General features: G+C 53.5%; 14 protein-coding genes. 6 read left to right on the top strand and 8 right to left on the bottom strand.

What is annotated here, in order from left to right; all coding sequences use genetic code 11:
• Window positions 1–13: 13 nt before the first annotated feature.
• The 4 genes from purH to ACT53D_RS08625 form a co-directional block, all read right to left on the bottom strand.
• On the bottom strand, window positions 14–1618 hold the full coding sequence (purH, locus tag ACT53D_RS08640) for a bifunctional phosphoribosylaminoimidazolecarboxamide formyltransferase/IMP cyclohydrolase (RefSeq protein ID WP_275356346.1): 1605 nt from the start codon (window positions 1616–1618) through the stop codon (window positions 14–16).
• Between the two features lie 92 nt (window positions 1619–1710).
• Complete coding sequence (locus ACT53D_RS08635; protein WP_194748698.1) at window positions 1711–1947, bottom strand: helix-turn-helix domain-containing protein; 237 nt, start codon at window positions 1945–1947, stop codon at window positions 1711–1713.
• Window positions 1947–2990 (bottom strand): tRNA dihydrouridine synthase DusB, encoded by a 1044-nt coding sequence (gene dusB, locus ACT53D_RS08630; RefSeq protein ID WP_275356345.1) that lies wholly within the window; start codon window positions 2988–2990, stop codon window positions 1947–1949. Before dusB ends, ACT53D_RS08635 begins: the two co-directional genes overlap by 1 nt.
• A gap of 79 nt (window positions 2991–3069) precedes the next feature.
• Window positions 3070–3696, bottom strand: coding sequence for a TetR family transcriptional regulator (locus tag ACT53D_RS08625; protein ID WP_194748696.1), 627 nt, complete (start codon window positions 3694–3696; stop codon window positions 3070–3072).
• A 198-nt stretch (window positions 3697–3894) separates the two neighbouring features.
• On the opposite strand from ACT53D_RS08625, the gene ACT53D_RS08620 reads away from it, so the two are divergent.
• The 5 genes from ACT53D_RS08620 to lgt all read left to right on the top strand — a co-directional run bounded on the left by ACT53D_RS08620 (window position 3895) and on the right by lgt (window position 12018).
• Window positions 3895–5073: an efflux RND transporter periplasmic adaptor subunit gene (locus ACT53D_RS08620; protein WP_275356344.1), complete on the top strand. Its 1179-nt coding sequence runs from the start codon at window positions 3895–3897 to the stop codon at window positions 5071–5073.
• A gap of 82 nt (window positions 5074–5155) precedes the next feature.
• Complete coding sequence (locus ACT53D_RS08615) at window positions 5156–8293, top strand: efflux RND transporter permease subunit (protein WP_379074654.1); 3138 nt, start codon at window positions 5156–5158, stop codon at window positions 8291–8293.
• Window positions 8290–9750 carry an efflux transporter outer membrane subunit gene (locus ACT53D_RS08610; RefSeq protein ID WP_275356342.1) on the top strand — a complete coding sequence of 487 codons (1461 nt, stop codon included), beginning with the start codon at window positions 8290–8292 and terminating at the stop codon, window positions 9748–9750. Before ACT53D_RS08615 ends, ACT53D_RS08610 begins: the two co-directional genes overlap by 4 nt.
• 111 nt (window positions 9751–9861) lie before the next feature.
• Window positions 9862–11127 carry an MFS transporter gene (locus ACT53D_RS08605; RefSeq protein ID WP_476155720.1) on the top strand — a complete coding sequence of 422 codons (1266 nt, stop codon included), beginning with the start codon at window positions 9862–9864 and terminating at the stop codon, window positions 11125–11127.
• 99 nt (window positions 11128–11226) lie between these two features.
• Complete coding sequence (gene lgt, locus ACT53D_RS08600; RefSeq protein ID WP_313985548.1) at window positions 11227–12018, top strand: prolipoprotein diacylglyceryl transferase; 792 nt, start codon at window positions 11227–11229, stop codon at window positions 12016–12018.
• A 13-nt stretch (window positions 12019–12031) separates the two neighbouring features.
• Here lgt and ACT53D_RS08595 read toward each other — a convergent pair whose 3' ends face one another.
• Window positions 12032–12304 (bottom strand): YkgJ family cysteine cluster protein, encoded by a 273-nt coding sequence (locus ACT53D_RS08595; protein WP_194748690.1) that lies wholly within the window; start codon window positions 12302–12304, stop codon window positions 12032–12034.
• Window positions 12305–12310: 6 nt separating this feature from the next.
• Window positions 12311–13051 carry a competence/damage-inducible protein A gene (locus tag ACT53D_RS08590; protein ID WP_476155718.1) on the bottom strand — a complete coding sequence of 247 codons (741 nt, stop codon included), beginning with the start codon at window positions 13049–13051 and terminating at the stop codon, window positions 12311–12313.
• Window positions 13052–13263: 212 nt separating this feature from the next.
• Between ACT53D_RS08590 and ACT53D_RS08585 the strand changes: the two genes are divergently transcribed.
• Window positions 13264–14937 (top strand): MHYT domain-containing protein, encoded by a 1674-nt coding sequence (locus ACT53D_RS08585; protein WP_476155716.1) that lies wholly within the window; start codon window positions 13264–13266, stop codon window positions 14935–14937.
• A gap of 29 nt (window positions 14938–14966) precedes the next feature.
• On the opposite strand, the gene ACT53D_RS08580 is transcribed toward ACT53D_RS08585, so the two are convergent.
• Together ACT53D_RS08580 and ACT53D_RS08575 are read right to left on the bottom strand one after the other, a co-directional pair.
• Window positions 14967–15206 (bottom strand): GlsB/YeaQ/YmgE family stress response membrane protein, encoded by a 240-nt coding sequence (locus tag ACT53D_RS08580; protein ID WP_194748688.1) that lies wholly within the window; start codon window positions 15204–15206, stop codon window positions 14967–14969.
• 151 nt (window positions 15207–15357) lie between these two features.
• A complete protein-coding gene (locus ACT53D_RS08575; RefSeq protein WP_228518837.1) occupies window positions 15358–15576 on the bottom strand; it encodes a hypothetical protein in 219 nt (72 codons plus the stop codon).
• Window positions 15577–15611 lie beyond the last annotated feature (35 nt).

The raw sequence follows: 15611 nt of genomic DNA, 5'->3' as shown, positions 1-15611 counted from the left end.
GTGGCAAATAGAATTAATGTCTAAAGTGGCGAATGCCGGTCACGACCATGGCCAGGCCGCGTTCATCAGCCGCGGCAATCACTTCCTCATCGCGCATGCTACCACCGGGATGGATCACGCAACTCGCGCCTGCATCGGCCAGTACGTCTACGCCGTCCCGGAACGGGAAAAATGCGTCAGAAGCGACCACTGAGCCTTGCAGGCTCAAGCCGGCATTTTGCGCCTTGATGGCGGCGATTTTGGTACTGTCGACACGGCTCATCTGGCCTGCACCCACGCCTAAGGTCATGCCATTGCCACAGAATACGATGGCATTGGACTTGACGTATTTAGCCACGTTCCAGGCAAACAGCAGGTCTTGCATTTGTTGTGGCGTTGGTTGCAGTTTGGTGACCACTTTCAGGTCTGCCATGTGCATCTCATGGTTGTCGGCAGATTGCAGCAAAATGCCTGAACCCACACGTTTGGAGTCGACGGCATTGCGGCCTTGTTCCCAAGCCGTATTGCCACCTTGGGGCAAGGCAATTTTCAACACGCGGACATTGGCTTTGGCGGTAAAAATGGCTAGGGCTTCTGGCGTAAAATCGGGGGCAATCAGCACTTCGACAAATTGTTTGGAAACGGCTTCGGCAGCTGCGCCATCAAGCGTGCAGTTGAAGGCAATGATGCCACCAAAAGCCGAGGTCGGATCGGTTTTGAAGGCTTTGCTGTAGGCTTCCAGTGCGTTCACGCCCAGGGCTACACCGCAAGGGTTGGCGTGTTTGACAATTACGCAGGCCGGGCCGGTGAAAGATTTTACTGCTTCCCAGGCCGCATCTGCATCGGCGATGTTGTTGTAGCTCAGTTCTTTGCCCTGCAATTGTTGCGCGGTGGCCAGGCTGCCTGGGGCAGGGTAGAGGTCACGGTAGAAGGCGGCTTGCTGATGGCTGTTTTCACCATAACGCAGGTCTTGTACTTTGACAAAATTGCTGTTCATCTGGCCTGGGAACTGGCTCAGGACTGGCTTGCCTGCCGCTTCGGTTTCGGTGAAGTCAATGGCGGACAAGTAGTTGCTGATGGCGGCATCGTATTGGGCAATGCGGTTAAATGCGGCCACAGACAATTTGAAACGTGTTGCTTTGGACACGGCGCCCTGATTGGCTTTCAACTCGTTGACCACTTCAGTGTACTGGGCAGCGTCTGTCAGTACGGCGACATCGTTCCAGTTTTTGGCTGCGGAACGCACCATGGCCGGACCGCCGATATCAATGTTTTCAATCGCATCTTCAAGCGTGCAGTTGGGCTTGGCCACCGTCGCTTCAAACGGATAGAGATTGACGGCGAGCAAGTCGATATTCTCAATGCCATATTGCTGCATGGCCGCCACATGTTCAGGCAGGTCGCGGCGTCCCAGCAGGCCACCGTGCACCTTGGGGTGCAGCGTTTTGACCCGGCCATCCAGCATTTCTGGAAAACCGGTAAAGTCGCTCACTTCTTTGACGGGAATGTGGTTGTCACGGAACAGTTTTGCAGTGCCCCCCGTGGAAAGGATTTCTACACCCAGTTGGTGCAGGGATTGTGCCAGTTCCAGCACACCGGTTTTATCGGAAACACTGATAAGCGCGCGTTTAATCGTCATAATGAGTTTGAATGGAGTTGCAAAATAAAAAATGAAAAGGCTTAAAAAATGAAAAGGTCTGATGTTGGGATGTCATCAGACCGGGGTCATGCTTATTCGAGGCCGTAGGCGGCCATTTTTTTTCTTAGGGTATTGCGGTTAATGCCCAGCATGTCGGCGGCTTTGCTCTGGTTGCCGCCCACTTTGTTCAGTACGTATTCCAGCATGGGCTTTTCCACGCAGCCAAGCACCATTTCGTAAATCGCATGCGGCGGTTGCCCATCGAGATGCATGAAATAGTCGTCCAGAGACTCGCGTACGGCGAGACTTAATTTACTATCAGTTTGCATTAGGCTGCGAGCTCCTGGGTGCCTGGGTGCTCTTGATCCAGTTCAGTCTCCTCGGCGTAGACCAGACGGTCGTTTTTCGCACGGAGCTCGGTAAAGAAGTCATTGATGGCTTGTAATTGTAATTCTATGGTTTGCAAGGTATTCATATTGTGACGGAAGGCAGCAGAGCCAGATAAGCCCTTGGTATACCAGGAAATATGCTTGCGTGCGACGCGCATGCCAGTGAGGTCACCATAAAAAGCATACAAGTCATGCAAGTGCTCCAGCATCACCTGGTGAATTTCATCTACGGTCGGCGGCAGCATGTGCTCGCCAGTCTTCAGAAAGTGCTCGGTTTCGCGGAAGATCCAGGGGCGGCCTTGGGCTGCACGGCCGATCATGACGGCGTCGGCTTGGGTGTAATCAAGCACAAATTTGGCTTTTTCTGGCGTGGTGATATCGCCATTGGCAATCAGCGGAATCTTGATTTGCTGCTTGACGGCGGCAATCGTGTCATATTCGGCGTCGCCATGGTAAAGGTCATTCCGCGTGCGGCCATGAATCGTCAGCGCCTGAATGCCGATGTCTTCTGCCATTCTGGCAATCTGGATGGCGTTTTTATTTTGTCTATCCCAGCCGGTACGGATTTTCAGGGTGACTGGCACATCCACCGCATTGACCACGGCCTTGAGAATTTGGGACACCAGCGGTTCGTCTCGCAGCAGGGCAGACCCTGCCATCACATTACAGATTTTTTTGGCTGGGCAACCCATGTTGATGTCGATGATTTGTGCACCATTGTCGACGTTATGTTTGGCTGCCTCGGCCATCATGGCCGGTTCTGCGCCGGCAATTTGCACCGAGATCGGGCTGACTTCGCCTTCATGGTTGGCGCGGCGCTTGGTTTTTTCACTGCCATACAATAAGGAATTGGAGGTGACCATTTCGGAGACGGCCAGCCCTGCCCCCATTTTTTTGCACAACATGCGGAAAGGACGGTCGGTCACGCCCGCCATAGGGGCAACCACCAGGTTGTTCTTAAGTTGATGCGGTCCGATTTGCATGCTTGGATAAGTCAGTGAAAAGACTGACTATTTTAACTGCAAATCGCAGACGAGGGAATGTTTAAAGTAGCATTTTTGCTTATTTTTTACGCAGATTAATGTGTGTGTTGATTAGTTGCATGGCGCGGTCGCGGAATAACGTTCCTTCGGTGTCTTTGACCCACATGTGCATTAGGCCTGAGAAAAACAGGTGGGTGTCCCAGGCGAGTTCTTGCGGACTAAGCTGGGTGCCGACCTGGCCGATTTCCTGTGCTTTGGCGTAGGCCTGTTCCATTTTGTGCACGAGTCCGCTACAGTTACCTAAAATAGATTTCAGTACATCGGCAAACTCATCCACGTATTCACACTTGGTCATCATGACTTCATAAGTTGCGCGCGTGGTGGTGTCGTCATTAAGAATCTGTACGGTGTTTTCGAGGTGTTTGCGAATGCGGCCCAGCGGGTCAATATTGGACTCTTCCGCGTTCCCGAGTAGGGTGTCATCCATGCGGTCTATCAACGGCAAATACACTTCTTCGCGCATGGCATGAAACAAATCTGCCTTATTCTGGAAATGCCAATAGACGGCGCCGCGCGTAACATTGGCATGGGAGGCAATCTGTTCCAGGCTGGTGCGGCTAACCCCTTTTTGCAGAAACATCTGTCGCGCAGCATCAATAATGTGTTGGCGCGTGATGGCGGCATCTTCTTTGGTTTTACGTACCATAAGTATTTATCGCTCTTTCATAAATTCATGAATGTTTCATTTGAATGTCGTATTTTATCAGTGGTCACTGGCAACTTGTGACGGCACGAGATGGGCAAATTTTTTGCAAAACCCATTTACATACATTCGTGTTTGTATATAATATACATCCAATGATGTATGTAATCAAGTCTATTTTAAAACTAAACAGAGGATAACATGTTGATTTCACAGACTATCCAGCCTCGTCATGCCTTGCTCGTGCTTGCTTTAAGCCTGGGATTGAGTGCTTGCGGAAAATCTTCACAGCAGCAAAATCCAGCCGCAGGCGGCATGCCTGCGATGCCAGTCACCGTGCAAACCGTCGCCGCTGAAACTATCCCGGTGCAGACTGAGGTGGTTGCGCAAACCGAGGGCGCCAAGCAAATTGAAGTGCGTCCCCGCGTTGGTGGCATTGTGCTTAAACGCCTGTATCAAGAAGGGGATGCGGTCAAGGCCGGGCAGGATATGTTCTTGATTGATCCTGTTCCGTACCAGTTGCAGGTAGATCAGTCCAAGGCGCTGATTGCACAGCAAAAAGCCCGCATTGAGCAAACGGCACGTGAGGCGCAACGTCTTAAGGGTTTGCTGGAGAGCCACTCTATCAGTCAGCGTGAATATGATAATGCGGCCTCTGATAACTCTGTTGCCGCAGCGACTTTGTTGCAATATCAGGCGCAACTGCGTGAAGCAGAGCTGAATCTGTCTTATACGCATGTTAAAGCGCCAGAGAGTGGGATTGCCGGTCGCTTTGTGTTGTCAGAAGGGGCGTTGGTCAGTGCCAACACTACCTTGTTGAGCACCATCGTACAATTGTCGCCGATTTGGGTCCGCTTCAGCCTGTCCGAGTCCGAGCTCACAGCGTTGGGCGGGCATTTGCGCCCAGGCCGCGTGCAGGATGTACGATTGATCCTGGCAGACAATACTGAATATCGTTATTCAGGCAAGATTAACTTCTCTGCCAGTCAGATTGACCCGGCATTGGGGACGCAGCAACTGCGGGCCGAGTTCCAGAATGCGGACAGTGCCTTGTTGCCAGGTCAGTTTGTCCGTGTGCGCCTGACCACTGGCAAGCGTGATGGCGTCTTCCTGATTCCGCAAACGGCCGTATTGACTGGTCAGCAAGGCAAGTTTGTCTTTGTGGCCGAAAAAGATAAAGAAGGCAAGACGGTGGCCGCGGTCAGGCCGATTGTCGCGGGTGGCTGGTTTGACAACCGCTGGACGGTGTTGGATGGCTTGAAAGCCGGCGATCAGGTCATTGTCGACAATCTGATCAAGGTGAGACCTGGTGCACCGGTGGCACCACATGCACCAGACGCTGCGCCAGCCCAAGCGGCACCGGCACCAGCCAAGTCTTAACGCATTCACCGTCTTTGTTGAATAAGCCCATTATGTTACCAAGGGCCTGGGCATGTACCAGGCCCGTCTCAGGGAAAACGATATGACCCGATTTTTTATCACACGCCCGATTTTTGCCAGCGTGCTGTCTATCATCATCGTGTTGGCAGGTCTCGCAGCGGCATTCCAGTTGCCGATTGCCCAATATCCGCAAATTGCACCCCCTACGGTGCTGATTACGGCCAGCTATCCTGGTGCCAGCGCAGAAACACTGTCAAAAACCGTGGCTGCCCCGATTGAGGAGCAGCTAAGTGGTGTGGAAAACCTGCTTTACTTTAACTCTAGCTCTGACAGCAGTGGTACCTTAACCATTACCGCTACATTTGATGTCGGTACCGATGTCAACCAGGCGACCTTTAACGTCAGTAACCGTGTGAACATTGCGTTGCCGCGTTTGCCCGAAGATGTACGCCGGACCGGGGTTGTGGTTCAAAAACGTTCGAATGACATCCTGCTGGTCGTGATGCTCACCTCGAAAAACAAAGACCATAATCGTTTGTTCCTGAGTAACTACGCCACCTTGAATTTGCTGGATGAATTCAAGCGCATCAAGGGCGTGGGCGATGTCACCATTTTTGGTGGGCAAGATTACTCCATGCGTGTCTGGTTGCGTCCTGACCGCATGGCGCAACTGGGGGTGTCTACCAGCGATATTTCTGCGGCCATCAGCGCACAAAACGCGCAGTATGCCGCCGGCAAGATCGGTGCAGAGCCCGCTTTGCCTGATCAGCAATTGTCATTTACCGTGACAGCTAAAGGACGGTTGATTGACCCTGAAGAGTTCGGCAACATTATTTTGCGTGCGCAAGGCCCGAACGGTGTCTTGCACCTGAAAGATGTGGCACGCATCGAGTTGGGTGCACAAAGCTATAACGTGACCTCTGCACTCGATGGCCAGGCCGGTGTGGCAATGCCGGTCTTTTTACAGACCGGTGCCAATGCATTGGATACCGCCAATGCGATCAAGGCCAAGGTGGAAGAGTTAAAAGCCAAATTCCCGCAAGGCATGGAATACAACATTCCTTATGACACCAGTGACTTTGTGAAAGCCACCATCAAAGAAGTGTTTCATACCTTTGGTGAGGCGCTGGTACTGGTCGTGATCGTGGTGTTCCTGTTCCTGCAAAGCTGGCGCGCAACCCTCATCCCGATGATTGCAGTGCCGATTTCGATTGTTGGTACGTTTGCCGGCTTGTATGTGTTCGGCTTCTCGATCAACCTGCTGACTCTGTTTGCCATGATTCTGGCCATCGGCATTGTGGTGGATGATGCGATCGTGGTGCTTGAGAACACCGAGCGTTTGATGAAAGAGGAAGGCTTGAACCCGCTGCATGCGGCGATTAAGTCTATTGCACAAGTGCAAGCGGCAGTGGTGGCGATTGTACTGGTCCTGTGCGCAGTGTTTGTTCCTGTGGCATTCCAGGGCGGCATTGCCGGGCAGCTCTATCGTCAGTTCGCGGTCACTGTGGCCATTGCTGTGGTCATTTCAGGCGTGGTGGCGTTAACGCTGACCCCTGCTTTATGTGCCATGATTCTGAAGAGTGGCGGTCATCACGAAAATGCTTTTTTCAGAAAGTTTAACCAGGGCTTTGGCCGGTTGACCAGCTTGTACACTGGCACCGTCCGCTTGACCCTTCGTCACAAATTGATTGGTGCCGTCGTGTTTGGGGCCATGCTGGTGGTGATGATCTTCCTGTTCCGTACCGTACCGGGTGGATTTGTGCCGCCAGAAGATCAGGGCTATGTCATTAGCATTGTGGTGATGCCAGATGGTGCCACCTTGAAGCGGACTTCCCAGACCATGGAAAACATCCGGTCAGCGGTCGCGAAAGATCCTGCCACCGCGCATGAGTTTGCGGTGAATGGGTTTGAATTGCTCACCGGCGCCAACAAAACCAATGCAGCGACCATGTTTGTCCGTATGACGGATTGGGAAAAGCGTACGACCAATGCCGACCAGATGGTTGGAAAGTTGATCGGCATAGGCATGAGTCAGCCGGATGGCATGGGCTTTGCCGTGAACCCGCCAGCGATTCGTGGCTTGGGTTCTGCGGGTGGTTTTGAGGTCTATGTGCAGAGTCATGGGGATACGGATCCCATCAAGCTGGCGCAAGTCATGAACAACTTTATGGATGCGATGCGTGCCAATCCGCAACTGACACAGATTAATAGTTTCTTCCGGCCGACCGTACCGCAGTTGTACATTGAGGTGGATGAAGCCAAAGCCTTGTCACAGAATGTGAAAATTGCGGATATTTACGCGACCTTGCAGAGCACCATGGGCTCGCTCTATGTCAACGACTTTAACCGTAATGGCCGGACTTACCGCGTGCAGTTGCAAGCCGAGGCGGGTTACCGCATGAAGCCTGAAGACCTGGGCAAGGTGTATGTACGTAGCCAGCCGACGGATGATAATCCGAATGGCAATATGGTGCCGATGTCTGCATTGGCAAAAGTCAGCAACATCGTCGGTGCCGAACAGCTGGAGCGCTACAATGGCCTGCTGTCTGCCAAAGTGTTCGGTAGCGGTGCGCCCGGCGTGAGCTCTGGCGATGCGATCAAACTGGTGGAAAAAATCGCCAAGGAAAACTTGCCGGATGGTTACCAGATTGCCTGGACCGGTCAGGCTTACCAGGAAAAACGGACCGGTTCTGCTGCGCTGGTGGCCTTTGGCTTCGCCACCATCATGGTGTTCCTGATCCTGGCGGCACAGTTTGAAACCTGGTCCTTGCCGCTGGCAGTGATCATGGCGATCCCGTTTGCGATGACGGGTGCCTTGCTGGCAGTGTTGACGCGTGGCATGAACAACGACATCTACTTCCAGATTGGCCTGATTACGCTAATTGGTCTGGCGGCTAAAAACGCCATCCTGATTGTGGAATTTGCCTCGCAAAAAATGGAAGAGGGCATGCCGTTGGCTGAAGCTGCGCTTGAAGCCGCCCGCTTGCGCTTCAGACCGATTGTGATGACGTCCATGGCGTTTGTGCTGGGGATTATTCCACTGGTATTTGCGACCGGTGCAGGTGCTGCAGCGCGTCAATCCATGGGGACGGGCGTCTTCGGCGGCATGTTGCTGGCAACCTTTATTGCCACCATCTTTATCCCATTGTTCTTTACCTGGCTGACCAGTGAGAAAAAAGTGCGTCACCATGGTCATGTTGAAGAAGAGGAAGCGGTATGAAACCGACAGTAAAACAACTGGTGTGGGCACAACGCCCGCTCATCATCGCGCTGGCAGCCTTGTCGTTGGCAGGTTGCCAGTTACTGGGCCCGTTATATAGCCGCCCTGACAGTCCGCTGCCACAGGGGTATGTTGAGCCCCAAGCGGCGACGTCGACGGCGGTGCCTGCGGCACAAATGCAGCAATGGTGGTCCTTGTTTAATGATCCAGTGTTAACCAGGCTGATTGATACTGCGCTGGTCAACAACAGTGATGTGCAGCTCGCCGTGGCACGCATTGAACAATACGATGCCGTGGCGCGTGAAACCTCTGGCAATGTGCTGCCGACCATCACGCTGGACAACAACAATACCCGTACCAGAATTACCGGGGCAGGGCCTAACCCGGTTTTCGGGGTCAACCCGCGTAATGACAATAAACTGGCGTTAAACGGCAGTATTGAGCTGGATGTGTGGGGCAAGTTGAGAACGGCCAATGTCGCGGCACGGGCCAATCTGCTGTCGACCGAGTATGCCCGTGAGGCAGTACGCTGGTCATTGGTAGGGCTCGTGACCAATCAATACCTGATAATCCGTAGTCTGGATGGACAGCTGGCAGTCAACGCCGAAAACATCAAAACGGCGCAAGAAAGCCTGGCCATGACACAACGGCAGCTGGATGCAGGTGTTAATACCGCGCTGGATGTTAATCAGGCTGAGCTGGTGGTGACCAATTTACGCGCGCAATCGCTGGAGTTGCAGCGCCAACGTTCAATCAGCGAGCATCAGCTCGGAGTGTTGACTGCAGACTTAAGCGTCAAAATCCCGGTGGGCGGTTTAATGTCCATGCCGATACCGCCGATGCCTCCCGCAGGCTTGCCATCCACCTTGCTGGAATCACGTCCGGATATCCGCCAGACTGAGCAGGATTTGATCGCTGCACATGCGAATGTGAAATTGGCAAAAGCAGCCCTGTATCCGACCTTGTCACTGACCGGGGCTTATGGTGGCGAGAGTAAAATCCTGAGTGACCTGTTTACGGCGCCAGCCAAAATCTGGACACTGGGCTTTGCAGCAAGCTTGCCAATATTCAATGGTGGACGCTTGAACGCCAGGGTCGATCAGGCCTCTGCCTTGCAGAAGCAGGCCGTGATTAACTACCAGGCCGCCTTGCGGACTGCATTTAGCGAAGTGAATGATGCGCTGGTGAATGCGCGCCAATACCGTGAGCAAGAAGCGGTGGCGGAGTCCAAGCAAAAAACCACTGCCAACATTTTGCGTATTTCGCAAAATCGTTATCAGGCGGGTTACTCCAGCTATCTTGAAGTGCTGGATGCGCAACGTAACCACAATGAGGCGACACAAGCCTTGGTTCAGAGCCGACAAAACACGCTGACAGCCACCGTGTCACTGTTTAAAGCTCTGGGCGCGGGTTGGGATCCAGAGCCTCTGAAGAAAAAAGCCGAGGCTTCCAAGTAAGTCATGGCTTTATTCAACGCGCCGGGAGTAGTTATCTCCCGGCGTTTTTATTTGGCCGGCCGCATGCTGGCGAGGCTTGGAGATTTACGGTCTGCCAGCTAAGATGCTGCGATGTCTAGCCCCTCACTCAAGCACATTGCCTTTGCCAGTTTTATTGGTACAGCCATCGAATTTTACGATTTTTATATTTATGCCATGGCGGCAGCGCTGGTCATTGGCCAGGTCTTTTTCCCCGCCAGCGCGCCAGCGGTGCAATCGTTAAATGCCTTGCTGACCTTTGGTCTGGCGTTTATTGCACGGCCACTGGGCGCTTTGCTGTTTGGTCATTTTGGTGACCGTATCGGCCGCAAATCCACCCTGGCCGCGTCATTGCTGGTCATGGGCTGCTCGACGTTTCTGATTGGCGTCTTGCCAGGCTACGATCAATGGGGGCTGTGGGCGCCGGCGCTGCTTTGTCTGTTGCGGTTTGGTCAAGGCATAGGCTTGGGCGGAGAATGGGCAGGGGCTGCCTTGCTGGCAACCGAATATGCGCCCGTACATCGTCGCAGCTGGTTTGGCATGTTTCCGCAACTGGGGCCTTCAATCGGCTTTTTACTCGCAACCTTGACCTTTTTGGCCTTAACTCTGGGGCTAACGGAGACACAATTTGAGCAATGGGGCTGGCGCGTGCCGTTTATCGTCAGTGCGGCGCTGGTCATGGTCGGGCTATATGTCCGCTTCAAGCTGGCCGAAACGCCCGCATTTGCGCAGGCACAGTCTTCAAAAGAGTTGCATCGCTGGCCGCTTAAGGCGTTGTTGGTCACGCATGGACGTGCCATTGTGCTCGGTGCGCTGGCCATGGGGGTGTGTTATCACCTGTTTTATACGGCGACGGTGTTTTGCCTGAGTTATGGCACGCAAACCTTGCACATTGCTCGCCCGGTTTTTCTGGGGCTGTTGTGCATCGCTGTACTAGGCATGGCCACCGCGACGCCACTGGCTGCTTGGTGGTCAGACAAGGTTGGCCAGCGACCCGTGCTGATGCTCGGGCAAGGTCTGGCCGTATTGCTGGGATTTGCCCTGGCGCCGTTACTAGGCAGTGCGGATAGTTGGCTGATCCTGGTTTTTCTGTTTGCTGCGCTGTTTTTAATGGGCGTCACTTTTGCCCCCATGGGCGCTTTTCTGCCACAGCAGTTCCCGGTTGCTGTGCGTTACAGCGGGGCAGGGCTCAGCTATCAGCTGGGTGGTATTCTGGGTGCCTCCTTCGCACCTGCCATTGCTCAATATCTGGTCAATCAGGGCGGCTTGACCTGGGTAGGGGCTTATCTCTCCAGCATGGCCTTGATCAGTTTGCTGGCCGTCTGGCGCATGTCGCCAAGCGTATCCAACCTGGATTGAATAATAGGTGCATGCAGTGATTGAGTGGCTTTTAGTCTCTGTTTGCCTGCGCTGGTCGGGTCAGCAGTTATAATGCAGTTTTTTTCACGGTGATACGGCATGTTTACCCATCCGGGCTTTAACCCCATCGCATTACAAATCGGCAGTTTTGGTATCCACTGGTATGGTTTGATGTACCTGATCGGTTTTTTTGGTGGCCTGTGGTTGGGGCAGTATCAGGTCAACCGGTTGCGTAAACTGGACCCAAACTCGCCCTGGCAGGCGCGTGACCCGGACGACATGCTGTTTTACATCGCGCTCGGTGTCGTGCTGGGTGGGCGGTTAGGCTATGTGGTGTTTTACCAGCCCAGTTATTTCCTGCAACATCCGCTGGAAATCTTTGCCCTGTGGCAAGGGGGCATGTCATTTCATGGTGGCTTTATTGGCGTCATGGTGGCCATGGCCTTGTTTGCCCGCAAGCGCGGCGTGATTTGGTTGCAATTGATGGACTTTGTGGCGCCGCTCGTGCCTATTGGCCTGGGGGCAGGCAGACTGGGTAATTTTATCAATGGCGAGTTATGGGGGCGGCCTACCCATGCGGATTGGGGCATGGTGTTCCCAGCCGTGGATCAGGTGGCACGGCATCCTTCGCAGTTGTACGAGTTTGCACTAGAGGGGATCGCGCTGTTTGTGATTCTCTGGTGTTTTGCGGGCAAAAAACGACCCATCGGTGCAGTGTCCGCCATGTTCTTGCTCTGTTACGGCAGCTTCCGTTTTCTGGTTGAGTTTACGCGTGAACCAGACAGCTTTTTAGGCTTGCTGTCGCTGGGGCTCAGCATGGGGCAATGGCTCTGCGTGCCTATGATTCTGGCAGGGCTCTGGCTCATGCGCCGGGCGTATCGTCAGTCGTAAAGCCAGATTTCCATTAGGCGTTGCCTGGCTGAGTGGCACGTTCGAGGGCACTCAGCCACTGGATGGCATATGCACGTCCTTGCTGTTCTTCGCCACACATCTCCAAGCTAGGGCTTAATCCGCCACAAAACGCTGGGCGTTGTGGCTGCCCAAACAATTTGCAGCGATAGGCCTCATCTAGTTGTATGCATGGCACACCCGCGGGCTTGCCATGCGGCATGCCGGGGATCGGACTATTGATGGACGGGGCAATGCAGCAGGCTCCGCAGTGTTGGCGGCATTCCATTCGAGGTTAAACATCCACCCAGGGGTAGCCTAGGGCAGACACGCCAGCCTTCAGCTCCAGCATGGCTGCAAGCACATGCGCACTTTCGCCTTTGAGACCAACTTCCGTGGTGCGGCGCTGGTTGGTGCGCGGCAAGCTGAACAACTTGAGCATGGGATAACGGCTCAGCATGCTGTTCATCAAGTCAATCAAGTCGCTTTCGCCTGCCTCAGTGACGACAATGGCTTGCTCCAGATAGTCCTGGCCATGAAACAGGTGACTGTAGTAGGTGTCCAGCACCCATTCCACCATCGGGTGCGCCATTTCTGGAAAGCCGGGCACAAAGTAATGCTCGTGAATGCTGAATCCGGCGACGCGGTTAATCGGGTTGGGGATCAGCTCACAGCCTTGCGGAAAGTCAGCCATAAGCACGCGTTTAGGATAAGCCGCTTCCCCATATTGCGCTTCAATATTGGCAACAGCGCCTGCATGTCGCTCAATCGGTACCCCGGCAGCCGCGGCTGCACATTGGCGGGTGTAGTCATCCGGGGTGGCGCCGATGCCACCAAAGCTAAACACAATCTCGCCGCGCGCCATACTGGCCTTGAGCAACTGCGTGATTTGCTCGGGGATATCGCCGATAAAATGCGCCCAGCTCAGTTGCAAGCCGCGGGCAGACAGAAGCGAAATGACCTTGCTGAGATGGGCATCCTGGCGCTTCCCGGACAGGATCTCGTCACCGATGATATAAATCCCAAATTGGCGCATGTTATATTGAGTAAATTACTTTTGAGTGAGCGTTTTAACAGCAGCATAATACCAAGCAATTGCTGAAAATTCACAGCATAGCCGTTACAGCAGCACTTTTGCGGTCTGGTGAGCGCGTCAGTGTGCAAGTGCTTTGATGTGGTTTTGACCCATTGCGTGCTGGCCTAGCCAGCTTTTCAGTCAGTGATCAGTACATTATCGAAAGAAATCCATTGAACAGTTTTCTCTTTGATTTTGTGAGTCCAGCAGACACCATCCTTTCATCTCGCTATGAACCCTCGATGGTCGCCTTGTCCTACCTGATCGCACTCACGGCCTCTGTGATTGCCATCCATCTGGCCGAGGTCTCCCAGCAATTCAAACTTAAGCGCGACCGCCACTTGACCATGCTCGGCGGTGGCCTGGCGATGGGATCGGCAGTGTGGGGCATGCATTTTATTGGCATGCTAGCTTTCGAGCTGTGTGCCACGGTACGTTACGAGCTGGTCATCACCTTGCTCTCCTTGTTGCCGGCATTTGTTGCCTCCTGGGCATCCATGCAATGGGTGGCGCAAGCAAAAAAATCTCCTTACGATTTAACCATTAGCGGCGCCTTGATCGGCCTGGGCATCGGGGTGATGCATTACACCGGCATGCTGGCCATGCAAACGGCTGCTGTCATGGCGTTTAATCCATGGCTGGTGCTAGTGTCCGTGTGCTCAGCAGTGATGCTAGCCATTCTGGCGTTGTGGTTTCATCATCGCTGTAACCGTTTGCGACGCCTGCGGCCCTGGCGCCATCTGTTCAGTGGTCTGGTCATGGCGGCTGCCATTACCAGCATGCACTATCTGGGCATGGCTGCGGCCAGCTTTACTGGCCCCATACAGTTTGATGAGCCTGTGCCCACCGTAGACCGGCTGTATTTGTCCTTGCTGGTCACCATGGGCTTGGTGACCTTGCTAGGCGCTATTCTGGCGCAAACCATGATTAGTCGGCAGCGGCAATTGGCCCGCGAGTTACAGTTCAGGGAGCATCAAATGCGCGTGATCTTTCAGCACGCGATAGATGCCATTGTGATTACGGATGCCAAGGGGCATATCCAGATGGTGAATCGCGCTTTTGAGGCGATGTTTGGTGTTCAGTCGCAGGCAATCGTGGGCCGTTCGCTTGGCAAAATGATCCCCGACTGGAAGCAGCTCAGCACGCTCTCGCGCAAACGCAGGCAGCATGACCAGGCTGGAAAAGTGGTCGCTGAGCGTCACGGGATACATGCGGATGGGCGCGAAATTCCATTGCGGATTGCACTGACCCGTGTGATTGAAGATGAGCTGGATTTTTGTATCAGTTTTTTGATGGATTTAACCGTATTTCGCCAGCAGCAAAACGCCTTAGAGAAACTGTTGACCGAAGATCCGCTGACCGGCTTGTTCAACCGGCGCGGCATGCTCAGTATGATGCATGGCATTGTCAGCCAGCTTCAAAGCAGTCAGCCGCAACGGGGCATTATTTTATTATTCGTGGATCTCGATGGGTTTAAAGCTGTCAACGATACCCATGGCCATCCTGTGGGCGATGAAGTATTGATGGCCATCGCACAACGATTACCTGATGTGTTGCGCGAAGAAGATATGGTATGTCGTTTTGGCGGGGATGAGTTTGTGATTCTGCTGACCTTTGCCTCCCAGCCGGAAGAGCTGGCCCGCATGGTTGCAGGCAAGCTGGTCGAAAGCATCAGTCAGCCCATCAAGTTGCAATCGGGTCAGGAGATCGCGGTAGGCTGTAGTATCGGTATCGCCTATGACTGGCCTAAAACGGCCGACGACATCGAAGCCTTACTGCAGAAGGCGGATAATGCGATGTATCAGGCCAAAAAAGGCGAAGCTGGAAAAGTCATTTTTTCCAGCTAGGCTGTACTGCAGTAAGGGTGAATGCTGCTTTATGCCGACCTGAGCAGACGGGAAATAAAAATCAGGAAGACGGCACCGATGGTGGCGACGATAATGCTGCCTATCATGCCGCCACTGGCACTCAAGCCCAGCAGGCCAAACAGCCAGCCGCCAACCACTGCACCGGCAATACCAAGCACCAAATCCCAAATCAGGCCAAAGCCATCGCCTTTCATGATCAAGCCTGCCAACCAACCCGCGATAATCCCTACAACAATTGTCCAAAGCATGTGTGTACTCCCCTGTTGTTATGATGAAGCTCTATGCTAAGCACAGTTGCGCCTGTCATCTGTCAGCCCATCTAGGAAAAACCTGTCAGATTCAGCTGACTCGCTTGCTGCAAACGTCCAGATAGCGCCACGCCTACCCTGGCTTGAGGATTTACTTTTTCAAACCGATGATCAACAAGGCAGCCCCCGCCGCAATCACAATCAGGCTAAGCGCTTGCGGGACTTCCACCTCTTTGGTGATCTCTGCATTGGCCTCTAAAGAGCCGATTTTTGCTACGGTCTCTTTGCTCTCGTAACTAAACCCTTTGAAAATCAGACCAGCTGCGCCGACTGCAATCAATATAATGCCTACCATCGCTAATGATTTCATGCCCAAGCTCCACAGTTAAAAAAGATAGGCTCATA

Source organism: Methylophilus sp. DMC16 (assembly GCF_056314045.1).
Note: the sequence above shows the minus strand (reverse complement) of the source record. Positions and strands in the feature narration are given on the sequence as shown.

Bases quoted from the DNA above. Each gene is read 5' to 3' on its own strand.
- purH (WP_275356346.1), bottom strand. From the start codon at position 1,618: ATGACGATTAAACGCGCGCTTATCAGTGTTTCCGATAAAACCGGTGTG.
- ACT53D_RS08575 (WP_228518837.1), bottom strand. From the start codon at position 15,576: ATGAAATCATTAGCGATGGTAGGCATTATATTGATTGCAGTCGGCGCA.
- lgt (WP_313985548.1), top strand. From the start codon at position 11,227: ATGTTTACCCATCCGGGCTTTAACCCCATCGCATTACAAATCGGCAGT.
- ACT53D_RS08595 (WP_194748690.1), bottom strand. From the start codon at position 12,304: ATGGAATGCCGCCAACACTGCGGAGCCTGCTGCATTGCCCCGTCCATC.
- ACT53D_RS08615 (WP_379074654.1), top strand. From the start codon at position 5,156: ATGACCCGATTTTTTATCACACGCCCGATTTTTGCCAGCGTGCTGTCT.
- ACT53D_RS08620 (WP_275356344.1), top strand. From the start codon at position 3,895: ATGTTGATTTCACAGACTATCCAGCCTCGTCATGCCTTGCTCGTGCTT.
- ACT53D_RS08590 (WP_476155718.1), bottom strand. From the start codon at position 13,051: ATGCGCCAATTTGGGATTTATATCATCGGTGACGAGATCCTGTCCGGG.
- ACT53D_RS08635 (WP_194748698.1), bottom strand. From the start codon at position 1,947: ATGCAAACTGATAGTAAATTAAGTCTCGCCGTACGCGAGTCTCTGGAC.
- ACT53D_RS08610 (WP_275356342.1), top strand. From the start codon at position 8,290: ATGAAACCGACAGTAAAACAACTGGTGTGGGCACAACGCCCGCTCATC.
- ACT53D_RS08580 (WP_194748688.1), bottom strand. From the start codon at position 15,206: ATGCTTTGGACAATTGTTGTAGGGATTATCGCGGGTTGGTTGGCAGGC.
- ACT53D_RS08605 (WP_476155720.1), top strand. From the start codon at position 9,862: ATGTCTAGCCCCTCACTCAAGCACATTGCCTTTGCCAGTTTTATTGGT.
- ACT53D_RS08625 (WP_194748696.1), bottom strand. From the start codon at position 3,696: ATGGTACGTAAAACCAAAGAAGATGCCGCCATCACGCGCCAACACATT.
- dusB (WP_275356345.1), bottom strand. From the start codon at position 2,990: ATGCAAATCGGACCGCATCAACTTAAGAACAACCTGGTGGTTGCCCCT.